The 17,282-nt window shown below is 40.1% G+C and carries 13 protein-coding genes; 5 read left to right on the top strand and 8 right to left on the bottom strand.

Annotated elements, in window-relative coordinates:
• Window positions 1–37: 37 nt before the first annotated feature.
• Entirely contained in the window at window positions 38–1,615 is a 1,578-nt protein-coding gene (locus QCD85_RS13420) for a response regulator transcription factor (protein ID WP_301262925.1), read from the bottom strand.
• Window positions 1,616–1,864: 249 nt separating this feature from the next.
• Here QCD85_RS13420 and QCD85_RS13415 point away from each other — a divergent pair, with 249 nt between their 5' ends.
• Complete coding sequence (locus QCD85_RS13415) at window positions 1,865–2,296, top strand: DUF6843 domain-containing protein (protein ID WP_301262924.1); 432 nt, start codon at window positions 1,865–1,867, stop codon at window positions 2,294–2,296.
• 149 nt (window positions 2,297–2,445) lie between these two features.
• Here the strand turns inward: QCD85_RS13415 and QCD85_RS13410 are convergent, their stop codons facing one another.
• Window positions 2,446–3,078 (bottom strand): LysE family translocator, encoded by a 633-nt coding sequence (locus tag QCD85_RS13410; protein WP_274171250.1) that lies wholly within the window; start codon window positions 3,076–3,078, stop codon window positions 2,446–2,448.
• A 208-nt stretch (window positions 3,079–3,286) separates the two neighbouring features.
• On the opposite strand from QCD85_RS13410, the gene QCD85_RS13405 reads away from it, so the two are divergent.
• The 4 genes from QCD85_RS13405 (at window position 3,287) to QCD85_RS13390 (ending at window position 9,852) form a co-directional block, all read left to right on the top strand.
• Complete coding sequence (locus QCD85_RS13405) at window positions 3,287–3,826, top strand: TetR/AcrR family transcriptional regulator (RefSeq protein ID WP_273614441.1); 540 nt, start codon at window positions 3,287–3,289, stop codon at window positions 3,824–3,826.
• 181 nt (window positions 3,827–4,007) lie between these two features.
• Window positions 4,008–5,138 (top strand): MFS transporter, encoded by a 1,131-nt coding sequence (locus QCD85_RS13400; protein ID WP_301262923.1) that lies wholly within the window; start codon window positions 4,008–4,010, stop codon window positions 5,136–5,138.
• Between the two features lie 434 nt (window positions 5,139–5,572).
• Window positions 5,573–6,829 (top strand): hypothetical protein, encoded by a 1,257-nt coding sequence (locus tag QCD85_RS13395; RefSeq protein ID WP_301262922.1) that lies wholly within the window; start codon window positions 5,573–5,575, stop codon window positions 6,827–6,829.
• Window positions 6,826–9,852, top strand: coding sequence for a DEAD/DEAH box helicase (locus QCD85_RS13390; protein ID WP_301262921.1), 3,027 nt, complete (start codon window positions 6,826–6,828; stop codon window positions 9,850–9,852). The genes QCD85_RS13395 and QCD85_RS13390 overlap by 4 nt, the downstream gene beginning before the upstream one ends.
• Before the next feature lie 108 nt (window positions 9,853–9,960).
• Here the strand turns inward: QCD85_RS13390 and QCD85_RS13385 are convergent, their stop codons facing one another.
• From QCD85_RS13385 to QCD85_RS13360, 6 genes are all read right to left on the bottom strand, one after another.
• The gene (locus QCD85_RS13385; protein WP_301262920.1) at window positions 9,961–10,791 is read right to left on the bottom strand and encodes an endonuclease/exonuclease/phosphatase family protein; all 831 of its coding nucleotides are present in this window, start codon (window positions 10,789–10,791) and stop codon (window positions 9,961–9,963) included.
• A gap of 257 nt (window positions 10,792–11,048) precedes the next feature.
• A complete protein-coding gene (locus QCD85_RS13380) occupies window positions 11,049–12,239 on the bottom strand; it encodes a glycosyl hydrolase family 8 (protein ID WP_441005625.1) in 1,191 nt (396 codons plus the stop codon).
• A gap of 162 nt (window positions 12,240–12,401) precedes the next feature.
• Window positions 12,402–13,739 (bottom strand): 6-phospho-beta-glucosidase, encoded by a 1,338-nt coding sequence (locus tag QCD85_RS13375; RefSeq protein WP_301262918.1) that lies wholly within the window; start codon window positions 13,737–13,739, stop codon window positions 12,402–12,404.
• Between the two features lie 73 nt (window positions 13,740–13,812).
• Window positions 13,813–14,808, bottom strand: coding sequence for an N-acetylglucosamine kinase (locus tag QCD85_RS13370; RefSeq protein ID WP_273614434.1), 996 nt, complete (start codon window positions 14,806–14,808; stop codon window positions 13,813–13,815).
• 12 nt (window positions 14,809–14,820) lie between these two features.
• Window positions 14,821–15,819 carry a LacI family DNA-binding transcriptional regulator gene (locus QCD85_RS13365; protein ID WP_273614433.1) on the bottom strand — a complete coding sequence of 333 codons (999 nt, stop codon included), beginning with the start codon at window positions 15,817–15,819 and terminating at the stop codon, window positions 14,821–14,823.
• 695 nt (window positions 15,820–16,514) lie between these two features.
• Window positions 16,515–17,177 (bottom strand): peptide-methionine (S)-S-oxide reductase MsrA, encoded by a 663-nt coding sequence (locus QCD85_RS13360; protein ID WP_301262917.1) that lies wholly within the window; start codon window positions 17,175–17,177, stop codon window positions 16,515–16,517.
• Window positions 17,178–17,282: the final 105 nt, after the last annotated feature.

Raw genomic sequence — 17,282 nt, 5'->3', positions numbered from 1 at the left:
TCTTATTGGACTTGGTCGCGCTTATGGTGCCAAGCGCTTAACGCAAGTGTTTACGGCGGTATTGGCTTGGGGATAGTCCGGTTAGTTTTTTGAATACTTTGGTAAAATAACTAGGATCGGAGTAGCCTACTTTACTGCTGATATCGGCAATCGTGAACTCGTCTTCTTTTAACATCGCGGCTGCTTTTTCAACACGAATTTTGTTCAGATATTCGCTAAATCCTTCTTTATTATGGGTAGTGAAATAGCTAGACAGATACGACGGATTAAAATGAAAATATTGCCCTAAGCCTGTCAGACTGAGCGACTCTGCAAAATGATCATCAATATACTCCAATAATTTTTTCATATTAGAGTTACTATTTGGCTGTGTACGTGCGGCAATCTGCTCATCCACCACCAGCAAAAAGCGATTTAGCAAATCAATTGCTTCATTAATGTGTACCGCTTCATTGATCTGTTTGAAATAATTATATTTCTCAGCATCCAGTTGTTCGATATCGTAATCCAGATTGCCGAGCAATGTAATAATATTGAATACGACATTACCTAGAAAAGACTTCAATTCAAATGGAGTCGAGACATAATTACCGGACATCGCTGTCACATACTGACGCAACTCTTGAAAAGCAAATTCAAAATGCTCTCGTTTCATTTCTTCGGCAAACTGCTTTAGATTAAATGCGCCTTGTACTGCAACCGGTGGCGGAAGTTCTGATTCTAACATCAGTCTGCGATCCGGGAAATAAAAGCGATAATCTAACAATTTCAAAATCTGTTGATGATACACCGGATCAATCTGTTCAAATACAGCAAACGGATCACTCATCACCCAGCCGATTTGCGGAGATTGGGTATAGATATCATCTGCTAACTTTTGAATAACAGCTACCAATCTAGCGTATTGCGATGCTTCCAAGTTAACTAGAAACACAATTAGACCGGAATCACTAACCGGTGCAGGTCGAAATACAATCGATGTCCCTAACGATTCAAGCACTTCTGCCAGTCGCATGCCTAAAGTAGATAAATGACTTTGTACCGCAGCAGATGTGTGATTGTTGGCGATATAACCGGAAGGCTGAACCCCGATCAGACAATAATGATCATACGGAAAAGCTTGCTTGATCAGTTCTTGTCCATAATTCACTTCATAGCCAGAGATCACTTTTTCAATAATATGGTCAATCGATAATAACTCTTGATCATTGTGTTCATTATATTGAAGAGATGGAATACGGCGTGCAGTCTTTTGTAGTACCTGCAACAATTCTTGCGTTTCCAACTTCGGTTTTAAAATATAATCAGCGACCCCACTTTGAAAAGTAGATCGTACATAGCTAAATTCTCCATAACTGCTCAGTACGATCACTTCAATATGAGGGTACCGTTGCTTCACAATCCGCGTAAATTCTTCCCCATCCATAATAGGCATCACAATATCTGTTATCACAATATGAGGTTGCAATTGATCCACCAATTCAAGTGCTTCTTTTCCATTAGAAGCTTCCCCTACGATCTGAAATCCGTGTTGTTCCCAGACCATATAGTGTTTAATGCCTTGTCTTACCAGAATTTCATCATCTACGATCAAAATTCTACATAGTTCTTTCATTATGACACTCCCTATATAACTCTACTGAAGACTACAAGAATCTTACAGAATACCATTTATGGTAGCGTTTACAAACGTATAGTTTATTATTTATCTATTTAGTATTTTTATGCTAACACAGAATAGAGAATCGTGGGACAAAATATTTGAATATTCGTAGAGGTCGCAATGAAAGAGCTATAAGTTACAGCAAAAAGAAGATACACTTTAAATAACTATTTTCAAAATAAATACAGAAAGAGGATAGTAATGAATAAAAAAATTCGGTTTGGAATATTAGGTGTTGTTGTTTTAGTTGTAATCAGTCTTTTCTTTATTTTTAAAGAAGAACGTCAGCAGTATATGTTTTTGATTCCAGAAGGATATAAAGGAGAAGTTACCGTTACTTTTGATCAGCCAAATGCTCCTTCGCTTACATCTGAACATAAATTTATTGTTTTCGAAGTCCCTTCTTCTGGAAAAATAGAAACTTCTGACTCAAATATAACGGGAACTATCGATTATTATTATGTAGATGCAAAAGGGAACCGTACCAAAATAGAAGATACGTCTAATGTTATTCAAGATCTGCATACTGAATCCGGTGGAAGCGAAAATGCTAACGGGCAGAAGAACAATATGCCAGAAACTCTTTCTTTTTTTGTAGGTACTCCGCAAGAATACAAAAATAGTGCTAATTAATGAGTACTATGAAGTTGAATCAAGTTGATAAGAAGCATGCTTATATGATGAAATAAACCTTAACCATTTATAGCGATGCTCCACAAAAATAAAAATGACCAAACAAAGATCATACACACAATATAAAAAACGGCATTAGATCGCTGATATTACTTGCGATCTAATGCCATTCTTGCTGCTAGAGCTGTCAGTACACTTGCCATTACCCAGCGCTGAACTCTTAGCCAGATTGGGCGTTTGCCAAACCACGATACTACCTGACTTGCGACCAGTACGATCAATAGATTGATAATAAAGCTAATACTGATCTGAATCAGACCAAGAGTTGCACTTTGCATCAATACTGATCCACGCGCAGGATCGATAAATTGTGGTAATAAGGAGACGTATAATACGGCTGCTTTGGGATTAAGTAAATTGGTCATAAAACCCATCATAAATAGCTTTTTAGGAGACTCAATCGTTAACGCTTGAGGTTCTAATATATTGCGATCACTCCCTGGGCGAATCGCTTTCCATGCTAACCAGAGCAAATATACAGCCCCTGCCCATTTAATCATCGTATACAGCATAGGAACCGTTAGAAATAGCGCAGATAATCCCATCATAGTAGCTACAATGTAGACAACAAAAGCAAGCACTACACCGAATAATGAAATGACTCCTGCTACTCTTCCTTGTGTTACCGAACGTGAGATAAGATAGATCATATTAGGGCCTGGTGCACAGACCATCCCCAAAGCTACCGCCGCAAAAGCAATCATCGTTCCAAAGCTTATCATATCCATTTCTCCTTTACCGTTTAATCAGTTGATCTCAAATAATGATAATAAACATAGAACGACTACTACTTATACATACATATGTAAGATTGCTATAAAGTATACGCTTTTGCTACCCATCTGTTAACCTTTATGTTAGTTATTTGACAATAATTGATTATTCCTGCACAATAAATATAATGATCGTTCTATATAAGGAGGGATATAAGTGAGCAAAAAAAGAGAAACATTATTAACGGTAGCGGAAAAGCTTTTTTATGAACATGGATTTCATGCGATTGGTCTGAAGCAGATTATTACAGAAGCAGATATTGCGATTATGACGTTATATAATCATTTCGCTTCCAAAGATGAATTGATTGTAGAAGTGTTAAAGCGACGTGAACAACAATATATGGAGTACCTGCACCGCTTTCTCACCGATGATCGTGAAGCGATTTTGCTGAATCTAGCTAAAGGACATGCCCAACGGTTGATGGATATTCAATCTCGTGGTTGTATGTTTTTACGAGCTAAAGAAGAATTTGCAGGTGATCCGGCTCATCCGGTCGTGCAGACTGTTAACCGTCACAAAGAAAATGTGATGAACTTTATCAAGCAACTGGATTCTTCTTTAACACATCAACAGATTCTGCAATTTTCCCTGTTATTAGAAGGCTCTACTGCACTTGCTGAGACGGAAGATACAGCAACTGTCTGTGCCCAATTTATTGATATGACTGAAAAGCTATTTGTACGTGTAGCTTAAATAATACCTATACATGATGATCAACAGACACTACCTCATCGTATGCTGTCTATTTCACTACTTATTTGATCATAAACACGAGTCATAAACACCAGTGAGTATAAAGATACTCACTTTTTATTTCACTATAAGTATAATGATCGTTCTATATATTTTTTTATACATAAAGGAGTGTTACGTGATGAATGCTAATAAGATCATTTTGCCAGGTATAGCGATGATTGCGGTTTGTTACACATTAGGTCGATATAGTTTTGGATTGTTTTTACCTGAAATTTCGCACTCCCTTTCTTTATCTGCAACTGATGCAGGCTCAATCAGTTCAGTAATGTATATTGCTTATTGTCTAGCGCTGTTGACTGCTCCATGGTTGATTCAGCAATGGGGACATTATCAAATTATTCGCTTGAGTGGTCTAAGTGTAGCGGTCGGTATAGCTGGCGTAGCCTTAGCCCCCAATGCATGGATATTAACAATAAGTCTATTTCTTGCTGGATGGAGTACAGGCTGGATCTCTCCTGCTCTAGGTCATGCGGCTTCTACTGAATTATCAGTGACAGATCGGGATCGTGGCAATGTATGGATCAATAGTGGAACAAGCTTTGGCATGGTGTTATCCGGTCCTATTGCGTTGTTATTTACCGAGTACTGGCGTTTGAGTTATGGATTATTTGCTGTTATTGCTATCTTGACTCTTTGGTGGAATAGTAAAAATATACCGAACCGCAGACATACTGACTCTACATCATCCTCTATGCAAAAAATACAAATATTTCAGCCGCATAGTCTAACGTTATTTGTAGGTTCTTTATTCATTGGAAGTAGTTCTGCTATGTATTGGACTTTTGCACGCAGCTTTTTGACTGTAGAACAAGGAGTATCTTACACAACAGCGATCTGGTTTTGGATTGTAATGGGGGCATCCGGTATGATCGCTGGCGGTTCTGGATCATGGATTAATCGCTTAGGGCTGGCAAAGTCTTATCGGTTAGGTATGCTTATGATGGCATTAGGAACCGCAGTGCTTATCGTACCCTCGATCGGATATAACTTTGCATCCGCTATTTTATTTGGTAGTTCATTTATCTTTTTGAGCTGTATCTGTATGGTATGGGCAACACGAATTTATCCTGAGCAACCTTCGATGGGCATCAGTCTTTCTTTTTTACTGCTTGGAGCCGGTCAATTTATAGGTTCTTTACTGGCTGGTAGCGTGATTGATCTATTTTCGTATCCGATCGGATTTGCTCTATTTGCAGGAATAGGACTGGTTGGTCTTACAATTAAAATCCGCACAAATACAAGCTATTAATTTACAACAATCAGTGATAGGTACGATTGCTTTTGATTTCTCTTTTGATCTCTCTTCTAATCATCTTAAAGCTCACCAACAACAGATGATCCAATAGCAAAAAGAACATTTACTTCCTTCGCCGGAAAATATGTTGATCGATTACCTTTTAGAAAAGCTAGATCATCCTTGATTGCACACAATAACCAATATCTGTAGATATATAATCGACTGTATCAAAGACATCGTAGGATGTCTTTTTTTGGTATGTAAATCATGCTTATTGCTGTCTAGGATTCGATAGGTCATGATATAATGAGAACATATGTTTATACTGGTAAACTCTTATGTGTTAAAAAGCTGATACTACTATAGTATGCTTTGCAAAAATCACTTTGGATTGCACTAGAAGAAGTCGAATCGATTTTGAACAAGTGCTTAGGAGAATAAAGGATATGACGTTGATATTAAATATAAAAAAAGATATCGATGATGCAGTGCAACAATGGCATCAACAGTTCGCTGAAGATATCGCACCACTCGGGCAAGGGATTCGTAATGTGCAGTATACAACAGAAGCGTTGACGCTTATTTTCCAAAAAGAATTACCCTCTGATCCTGTAGAACAAGCATTATTTAAGCTAAATGCTTATTTATATATGCTACAAATCGTCGTTCAACCTGTGCAAAATCATCTGAGTCGCACGATGGCATCGCTCGGTTATCATACTCATTTGGCTGTAGCTGAATTGCAGAAATCGTTACAGCATCTTTTTGCAGAATCGCTACACCTGACCGATTCTCTAACCGTAGAACAAAGTAAACTTTTAAGTGGAACCTTTTCTTATATTCGCTTAGAAATGCTGAGTGAATCACGAGATTCGTTTACTTTTTTAGATAGCTATATACGGCTCTGGATGAACTGGATGATGGCTATATTGGCTGACTCCACCTTGAAAGATAAGGAGCAACTACTACAAGCGGAAGTCGAGCTGTTAGAACAACTAGAACCGCGATCCGGTCATTCTGCACTCAAGCAAGCATGGTGGTTAGCACAAAGTCACATTCATTTTGAACGTGGTACCGAGCATGATGAAGTTGCACTTGCTCTAATCCATACCGCAGCTACCAAGCAAGATTTTTATCCTGATCGGTTACCAGATTATCTGGAACGCTTAACTCAGCAAGCACAGTGGCAACGGTTAGCCCACTGGCTGACTGAACTTGCGGATGTATTACGCCAACAACAGTCAAATTTACAACATTACGCTTCTTACTGGGAGCAAGTGATTGCAGAACTTCCAGCAGAAGAACCCCAGATGTGGATTGCACTGGAAAAGTTATTGCCTGTTGGGGGACGCATTTACGAAGAAAAATTATTAGCTTATGGCAAATGGCAATTATGGATGGATTATCAGTTAGCGGCTGGAAATGATCCTGCCAATTACAAAGTGACCGAACTACAACCCTTAGAAAATAATGCACCAGAGATGCTGTTGCCTTTTTACCATCAAGCGGTAGAGCGTCATATGGCACACAAAAATAGACAAGGCTACAAAGCGGCAGTCAAATTACTCAAACGTCTAGCCAAATTGTATAAAAAAATAAAGCAAGAACCGCGCTGGACTGCTTTTATCGAGCAATTTGCTCAGCGTCATAGTCGCTTGCGTGCACTTCAAGAAGAATTGCGGAAAGGAAAGCTGATACCATGAGTCATTATATTCAACACATCACTGTCCAGATGGGACTCAGCGAGTATGGCGATGCTCTAATCTACGGCTCCAAAGAAGCTTATGGATTTGTACCTGCTACTTATCTCAAGCATCTGCTATTTGCATGGCATGAAGATTCTTTTTACGGGACAGAACTCGAAGTAGAAGAAACACCGGAAGTAGAACTGATTGTATTGCCTGCTGAACAGGTTATTCCTTATTTTGCATCTGCTCCTTTACTTCATCATGTGCAGTGGAATTGGGAAGGTGAAACTGCTCAGATTCGCAAGCTAGCTCCTTATCTGGAGCGCTGTCTGGATGAACGTAAATATCTACCGAGTCTAACTTCATATCGCAAAGGCAAATTGCAGTGGAGCTGGGATCAAGATGTGCTGTTAGAATGGGCGCAGGAAGACGGAGTTGAACGTGAAATACGATCTTTGCTCAAAAATTCGTCTCAACTGCAATTCGTTCAAGGATTACAAGCGGCATTCTCCGCTACTGTATTCCGCCAATATTACAACAGTGAAGCAGAAGCCGCTGATCTACGGCGGGAATATCCGCAGTTATTTGATCGTAACCAGAGTACAGCCGGACTAGACGAAGAAACATGGTTAGTCTCTATCGGTTGGAAAAGCGACACAGCTCCTTTTCGCCCGGCACTTCAATTGCTAGAACCGGAAGATGCTAACAGTGGCTGGCGATTACAGTTTGTACTGCAAGACAAAGCCGATGAAACGGTGCTTGTGCCTGTACAATTGGGAATTGACGGACATGTTAATGGAAAATGGCCTGAACAATGGAATATTCATGTGCAAGATCGGGCTTCTGGCTGGCTAGAACATCTACGAGCTACTTTACCAAGAGCACAATTCGCCGAAACGTCGGATATTTTACAGCGTCCGATGAACAATGAAACAGCATGGCGCTTTCTGACGACAGAAAGTAATCGATTGCTTCAAGCTGGCTGGTTAGTGTTACTGCCTGCATGGTGGGAAGCGGCACGACGTAAAAAGCCTAAATTACGTGCTAAAGTCAGCGAAGAGAAAGAAAAACGAGATGGCAAATCGTTTTTTGGCTTAGATGCACTGATCGACTTCGATTGGCGTGTCTCAATTGGAGATACCGATCTTTCAGAAGAAGAGTTCCTCGAACTTGCGGCTCGTAATGAACGATTGGTACTTTTCCGTGGACAATGGATTGCACTTGATCCTGAATTGTTAGAGCAGATTCGGCGTGCGATGAACGGAATTGATAAGCGCCGCGGACTTTCTTTTCAAGATGTATTACAACTTCATCTGATGCGTCAACATCGAATAGCTCAAGCGGCGGAAGAAGAAGCTATTGAAGAAGAAAGTACGCGTGTAGAATTGGAAGTGGAACTTAATGAACATCTCACTTCGTTAATCGAAAAGATTAATCAGCAAGTAGATCTTCCACTCACTCCGATTCCAGCAGGATTACAAGCGCAATTGCGTCCTTATCAGCATGAAGGATATTCATGGTTATCTTTTTTAAGAAAATTCGGCTTGGGTGCTTGTCTGGCAGATGATATGGGACTCGGTAAAACGGTGCAGTTAATCACGTATTTACTGCACATTAAAGAACATGCTGAGATCGCTATTCATCAATTAGCCGAGCAATTTCATCAGACCGAAGAAATGCAGAATATGCATCAGGAGACGATTTTCAGCCCGACCTCTCTTGTCATCTGCCCTACTTCTGTACTTGGGAACTGGCAAAAAGAAATCAGTCGCTTTGCGCCTTCGCTTACTGTGGCGCTTCATTATGGAAGTAAACGTCGTTCGGGAGCGGAGTTTCAGCAATTGATTGATCATGCCGATGTGATTCTGACTTCATATGCGACAGCTTCACTGGATCAAGAATTGCTCCAAAGTTATACATGGGCAACTATCTGTCTGGATGAAGCGCAAAATATTAAAAATGCGCAGACCAGACAATCACAAACGGTTCGTAGTCTATCTGCTATGCACCGGGTAGCATTAACCGGTACACCGATTGAAAATAGATTGGCTGAGTTATGGTCGATTTATGACTTTATTACGCCAGGTTATCTAGGAACAGCTAAAGGGTTTCAAGAACGGTTTAGCAATGCGATCGAAAAAGATCATGATGAAGAACGAACATTACATTTGCAACGACTGGTCAAGCCATTTATGTTACGACGCACCAAAAAAGATCCTAATATTCAATTGAATTTGCCTGAAAAAAATGAGATGAAAACCTATATTCATCTGACTGCTGAACAAGGGGTATTGTATGATCAAGCGGTTAACAGCTTAATGCAACAGATGAACAATCTGGATGGTATCAAGCGCAAAGGCGCGATTCTGTCTGCGCTCACCCAGCTCAAGCAATTATGCGATCATCCGATCCTTGTGACCAAAGAAGCGCCTCCTGAACCGGAAAAAGGTAAACGATTTAATACCGAAGCCTGGATTAGTCGTTCTGCCAAATTGGAACGCTTGCTAGCAATGGTCAAAGAATTACGTGAAGAAGGCGAACAGTGTTTGATTTTCACCCAGTATATTGGGATGGGTCAGTTGATGCAGAAAATTTTGGAAGAAGAATTGCAAGAAAATGTATTGTATTTGAACGGAAGCACCTCCAAAACAGCACGCGATCGCATGATCGAGCAATTCCAAGCGCCTGCCGTCGAAGGAGATTCCACCAAGCCATCTGTCTTTATTTTATCACTCAAAGCGGGTGGGGTCGGTCTGAACTTAACGGCTGCTAACCATGTATTCCATGTGGATCGCTGGTGGAATCCTGCGGTCGAAAATCAAGCTACTGACCGAGCCTATCGGATGGGTCAGACTCGTGATGTACAAGTACACAAATTCATCTCCCTCGGTACGCTAGAAGAACGAATTGATGAGATGTTGGAGAGCAAGCAACAGTTAAGTGATAATGTTATTTCTAATTCAGAAGGCTGGATCACTGAATTGTCTAATGATGCATTGAAAGACTTATTTGCGTTACGTCGTGAATGGTCGGAATAAATAAAGCAATAAAATAGATACAGCAAAAAGAGACCTGTTAGTTAAGGTCTCTTTTCTTAATGTTTTAATGAACTATAATTTTTAAAATTTTCTATCGTGCTAATAGGATTACTCCAAGTCTAAATCCACAGCTACTCCCAAATGATCCGATACGATAGCTCCATTCACACCATTCAACGCCACAGCAGAAGAACGAACAGATAACGGACGATTGGTTAAAATATAATCGATACGCAGACTTGTTGCATTGTTTTCCCAACCTGCGATAGCTTTGACGACGGTATGTCCATCGTCTTTTACTTTGGCTAGTGTATAGGTGTCGAACCAGCCTTTGCTCATCACATAGTCATAACCTTCTTCTCGAATCTCTGCTACATTGTTCAGATCGCCTAGCATAAGGATCAATTGATCTTGGTATGGTGCTAATAACTGTTCTGTACGATCCCATTGTCCACGGAAATGTTCTTCGTCATGCCACCATCCATAATGTCCATCTGCTATCCATACAGGCTGTCCGCTCATTTCGGTCTGCACCATCAACAGACGACGTGTCCGATAATTGTTATAGTCTTGCAGTTGAGAGACAAAGTCGTAGCTCGCTTGAACGATTGGCGTACGGGTCAGTATCGCTAATCCTTCATCATAGGTCTGTCTGGTCTGGTGAGTCGGAACCCATGTCCAGTAATAATCAGAAGATAATTGCTGTAACAACACATAAGCAAAGTTATTTTGCCGAATATTCACATTTTGATCAGTAGCGTAATAACGTGATTCCTCCAATACCGATACCTCTACATGCGGCTCACTCATCGATTGATTCACTTCTTGCAGAGCGATAACATCAAATTGTTGTTGATTGATAAAATGAGCCAATTGACTGATTTTTTCTAACTGGTTCGTTTCGTGCCATGAATGCGTATTTAAAGTTAAACATTTCAACAGTGGTCACCTGCTCCATCTATTTTCATTATTTTTGTCTGAGTGATACTTTATCTCACTATACCACAATCCAAAAATAGACATCTAAAGCAAGCAAACGACACTAAGGGTTAGCGAGAAAAACAAGACAAACCTCTACTCATTGCAGACAGCAACGATTAGAGGTTTGGTGAACATGTCTACATTTGAAAAGCTATTATCTGATCTCTGTTGTTATAACACTATATGCAAAGTATCTATGCATGTACTCCCTATCATCAAGAGACAGTAGGCTTCCACCAGTTACCGGAGATAAATAACATACTGAGCAGATTATAAGAGTCGCTAAAATAGCTTTCTTTGCTATTTTTCATCCAATCCCAACCTGTATTGACCCATGCTTGATGGGCATGATCTGTGACACCTGCGGCTATAAATGGAGCGACAAATACAGCAGTTGCATAGGTACCACGAGCCGTCCCGTTTAACTGATATCCATCTTTGATGCTGGCAGGTTTACCACTGGTTTTGCCTTTGATCCAGACTGCTATTTTGTTAGCTATATTCTTGCCACGAGTATCTCCATACATCGCATAATCCATCACGATGCGAAGCGGTACACGAGAAGCATTATAATTGTATTCATTTGTTTCTTTAAATTCATCCAAAAACCACTCTGGTGCAGGCTGCGCTGGATTTCCCACTACAAAGTCTGAAATTAAGCCCGTATTAGGTGAGTAGCTACTACTAAATTGCGCATATTTGCTATACAGATTGTTGATCACATTCAGCCATGTCTGATCTCCAGTCACATCGTAAAAAGCATGAAAATGACTGAGCATCCAATCCGATGGACGGGTATCATAGCTGTTTTTGGCATCCCAATCTCCCAGATTAATACCATTATTAGACGTTACATAGCTAGATTTGATGGCGCTGATCATTTTTTTAGCTTCTGACAAATAATTTACGGTTCCACCAGAACCCCACTGCGTATGTGCCAAAAGCAAAGAGTAGGCAATATCCAGATCACCATCGGTTGCTGATCCAAAATGACCTTGTGCAGCAGTATCATCAGCGACGACCCAACCCATCAGAGCAGGATTGCCTGAACTTTTGTACGCTCTGGCTGTTTTGAACAATCCATTATAGATCGTCTGTGCTTGCGTATCTTGCCCTGCCATCAGAGCGGTAATCACCATGCCATACCCCTGACCTTCGGATGTACCCAGCGGGTCAAATCCTTCTGCATCACCGGTAATATCACCACGCACATAATAGCCACCTGGCAAAGAAGACAAGTTATTTTTGAGATAGGTTGATTTCCAATAGCTATAATAAGAAGCTACGGTTTGATTCATCGCCGCCTGAGTCACATGATTAGGCTTGATGATCCCTGCATAATTCACCTGATGTGGAAAAGGTTTCTTTTCATTAGCCGCATAAGCAGACGTCGATAATCCTAACATTCCTGATAACGAAATACTAAATAGTACGATTACAAGAGAGAAGCTAAGCCAACGTGCCTGTGTCGATGAAGTACGCATACTGGTTATTCCTCCTTAGCCTAATGTAATAGGTTATATTTTGAATTTGGTAGGATCGAATCATCTTGATCGGCTCAAGATCTTTTATCTACTTTCGGCTACTGCGATATGCTCTTGCGGGAAAAATAGAGGCAAATAGTCACGATTCGCTTCTAACATTTCGTCTAGCATGTCTTTGGCGATCGCTATCGAAGGCACTAATGGATGATGAACCATCGCTTGCAAAGCCAGTTGACGATCTCCGGTTATTGCCGCCTGAATCGTTAGTTGTTCATAGGTTTTTACCGCATGCATAAGCCCTTTAATATGATCCGGCACAGTAGATAATTGAATCGGTAATGGGCCTTGTTGAGTCACTACGCAATTGACTTCAATACAAGCATCGTCAGGCAGGAAATCAATAATTCCACGATTTGGAACGTTAAGTGTCTGTATATCTCCTGTGCCATTATGAAGCGAACGCATCAAGTTCACTGCGGCTTCCGAGTAATATGCACCACCGCGTTGTTCCAGTTGCTTGGGCTTTTCCTGCAGCTCAGGATCGCGATATAACTCAAACAGTTCTTGCTCTACTCTCTGTACCACCTGAGCACGCGTTTCTTCATTTTCAAAAGCTAACAATTGATCTTGGAGCATCTGAGGAGTCATATAAAAATACTTGAGGTAATAGGAAGGTAATGCTTGTAGCGATAGTAGAAATTCGGCATCCCAACCCTGCTGAGGAACATTGGCGGCTGAATATTCTTCACGCTGTGCTAGCAGTTCTGTTAATTTGGATTGTCCATCAATATCGATTCGAGTAACCCAGTGTAGATGATTAAGCCCTACAAATTCAGCATAGACTTGATGAGGTTCTACTTGATAATGAGCAGTTAACCATTTGATCAGACCGATAGGAGCATTGCATAAACCGATACTACGTACTTTACTATGCTTATGAATCGCTTCTGTGACCATACCTGCCGGATTCGTAAAATTCAGCAACCATGCATTCGGCGCTAACTCTTCGATATCCCGGCAAATATCTAGTAATACAGGAATAGTGCGTAGTGCTTTCATCATTCCCCCAGGGCCGGTCGTTTCCTGTCCGATCACTCCATATTGCAAAGGAATGCGTTCATCCACACTTCTTGCTTCTAACATACCTACTCGCATTTGCGTGCTCACGTAATCAGCATCTTTGATTGCTTCTCTTCTATTCGTTGTTAAATGTATCTTGATCGGCAACCCTGAAGCAGCGACCATACGCTTAGCCAATTCACCTACAATAGTAAGCTTGTGTAATCCTTGCTCAATATCGACCAACCACAATTCACGAATCGGCAGATCCTGATAATAGCGGATAAATCCTTCTACTAACTCCGGTGTATACGAAGAACCTCCACCGATCACAGCTACCTTTAACCCTTGAGTCCTATTCATATATGATCACATCCTGTATTTATAAAATAATAGACGTATACTGTACATTTGATCTGCGTAGTGGTGATTGTTATTAGATAGATTGCTCTTTTGCTTGTACTGTAGTGAGGCTTCCTATATCGTATAACTGCTTATACACTTGGGGTGTAATATGACGTCCTGCCTGTTCCATTGCACGTAATATCGCTCCGATCACAGGTTCGACTTTTAATTTGACCAGTGAGGCATGCGGTGCCGATTGTTGTAAGGCTTGCTCAATCTGCGGACGAATCCAATCACGATCTCCTCGTGTCAACAGACTTCCAGCCATCACCACATCAAATGATAACGTGTGCATTTGCAATCGATTAACGATCGCTGTAATCGATTTTCCTATTTCCTGACCTTGTTTTGCTAAAATATCTAATGCTACTCCATCTCCCCATGCGGCAGCTGTAAATAGCAATTCAGCCACTTGTACAGGTACTTGATAATGATGATCTAGATAGTCGTGAAATAATGTATGCACATCTGAATAATGCAACATATCCAGTAAAAGCTCTGTGAGTACAGTAGAATGACCTCTTCCATCCCATGCTCGAATCACCGATCGAAACACTTCGATACATAATGATCCGCCTCCACCAAAATCTCCATACATATAATCAAATCCACCACACTGATAACTTTCACCTGCTGGATTCATCCCGGCACTATTCGTTCCTGTTCCACAAATCACCGCTATCCCGTAAGCATTCGTAGTTCCAGCACGAAGCCCAATCATGGTATCTCCAACCAGATCATAATGATGAAATCCAAGACTCTGAATCATAGGATGCAAAATAGCATAATCGGCGGGTCGATCTGCTCCTGCTAATCCAAAACAACTGGATGTTAATTGGTCACGCTGAATACTGGCTTGCTGTAATGCTTGCTCGATAGCAAGTCCAATCTGTTCTCCTGCAAGTAATCCTGTCGTCTGATGATTACCTGCACCCGCACGTCCTTGCCCTATTAACTGACCTTGTTCATTGGTAATGTAAGCAATTGTTTTGCTACCACCTGCATCAATGCCCAGGTAATATTCCAATATGAGTCACCTCTAATCGTTGCTAACTTGCGCTGTCGATTGCCTAATAATCAATTCTGATTTTAATTTGAGTCCTGTAGTACGCTTACTCTGATTACTGATTTTACGCAAAATCATATCTGCCGCCGCTAGTCCAATCTGATCTGCTGGTTGTTTCATCGTAGTCAAAAATGGACGCAACTGTGAAGCGATATCCTGATCATCATAGCCGATAACAGAGACTTGTTCCGGTACACGTATACCTGCTTCTGTCAGCGCATTAATTAGACCGATGGCGATATAATCATCCCCTGCAAAAACAGCTGTCGGCAATTGGTTATCAGCCAACCACTTTTTCCCTGTCTGATACCCAAAATCCATACTGTAATCACCTTGTATAATAGCAAATGGCTCCAGTTCTGCTTCTTGCAAAGCATCGATAAATCCTTGTCTACGATCTCTTGTACTCGTAAATACATCTAATCCACACAAATGAGCGATCTTAGTGTGTCCCAATTCCAATAGATGACGAGTCGCTTCATAACCACCATTGTAATTATCAATTGTGATCGCAGACGCATTGTTTTCAGACAATTGGTTATCGATCAGCACGTAAGGAATATTACGCTTTTTCAATTCCGATACAAAACGTTCTTCTTCTACAGGAGATAACAAAATCAATCCATCGACCCGATCTTCTTGAATCAAATAATGACTTTCCTGATTACCAAAGCTACGAGATACCGATACTGCTAAAAAATAACCTTGAAGCGCTAATGTATCATTGATTTCTTTAGCGACAGCATCAAAAAATGAATCATGTAGTGTTGTTACAATCAATCCAATAATGCCGGTACGACCACGAGCAAGAGAACGAGCAGCAGCACTTGGGCGATAATCTAATTCTTTGATCGCATCCATCACTTTTTGGCGATTTTTTTCACGCACTGTTCCTGCACCATTAAGCACACGTGAAACGGTTACAACAGATAATCCTGATCTTTTAGCAACATCAAATATACTGGCTTTCATCTTATATTCTCCTAATTGATGCTATTTTTTGAAAGTATGCTATAGATATGCTACCTTACAAAAAACGAACATCCTGTTTTTGCTCATTATACAGGATGATATAGGATAGGGACTACACTGTAATGCGCTAAATTGTTATTTATTTAGTTTACTAAAGACAGATAATTTCTTTGGAGGACATTATAGATAAGATATTTTGTTTTAAAATAGCGATATATCATCGTGATTAGACTACTATTCATACGAAATATATTCTTCCTAAATCATAAGTTACAGCGCTTTAACTTTCGAAATAAAAAATAATCCAACATTTACTTGCAACTAGAACTGATAGAATCATTTCACCTCCTACGCATAATATTACTCTGTAATAGCTTTTTATTCTTAGATATTACAAATTCATATTTATGCATATTTTGTGATAACTTATTGTAAAGATACGCTCTACTTTTAATATTTTCTACCGATACAACTTATAGGTCATTTTATAAAGTTATAGCGCTTTAACTTTTTATATTGGTACTATCATAGATGATCTTATAGTCAATTACAAGCTTATTTTAAGCAGATTTTAAGTCTATTCTGATTTTTTAACACCTTTATTTTCCATTTTATGATACGATTATTGACTATTTTAAGTAATTTTTGATATATATGAGCTATAATCTCTGTTATAACGTGGTTTTTAGGCTCAATTAGTCGTTTGTAGAGCTTTGCTGTATCCATTCCAATATATTATGCCGTTGTCTTTTGGCAACAGGTTGTAATTCTTTGTTTTCCCACTCCTTTATTATATCTGCCCAAGTCATATGCCCTTTGGAAAGTGCATTTAATCGTGCTCCGATTGTAGAGTGAAAAAGATTTTCATAATTGTCTAAATGGCTTACCCAACACTTGAACAGTTCTGGTTTTCGTTGCAAATAATACTTCTGGTGACGCTCTTCTGCTTCTGTAAAATCGGTATAAGGAACAATTTCTGTACTGAGCGACTGTGGTGCATACTGCTGTTGAACACGTAACATCACTTCATATTGTTGCTGATTACGATAAAAAAGTAGCGACATATACTGTCTGCCTTTATATCCATTGATCGCATCAGGACGGTGATTGTCCCAAAAGCAACAAAGCAATTGTTCTAAAGATATCGCTTGCGGATAAAATGTCATCTCTATACTTTCCGAATGGTCTCCTAGCTTGCGGTATGTGGGATGACTTGTAGTTCCTCCTGCATATCCAGTTGCCGTCTGGATCACACCTGTGAATTGTCCGAACAATGCTTCAGGGCTCCAAAAGCATCCCATCGCTAACGTCAATTGCTCATCAGATTGTGATCTATCTTCTGTGTGTTGTGTACTCATCATCTGCTACTCCTTTACAATATAGATAGACATTTAAATTTTGTAACCCTGCTCACTCTATTTTACAGTACACTAGAAAGGATACGGCATATTTTCGATCCGTAC

The sequence above is a fragment of the Paenibacillus sp. PsM32 genome (assembly GCF_030433815.1).
In the GTDB taxonomy this organism is placed as follows: domain Bacteria; phylum Bacillota; class Bacilli; order Paenibacillales; family Paenibacillaceae; genus Saccharibacillus; species Saccharibacillus kyungheensis.
Note: the sequence above shows the minus strand (reverse complement) of the source record. Positions and strands in the feature narration are given on the sequence as shown.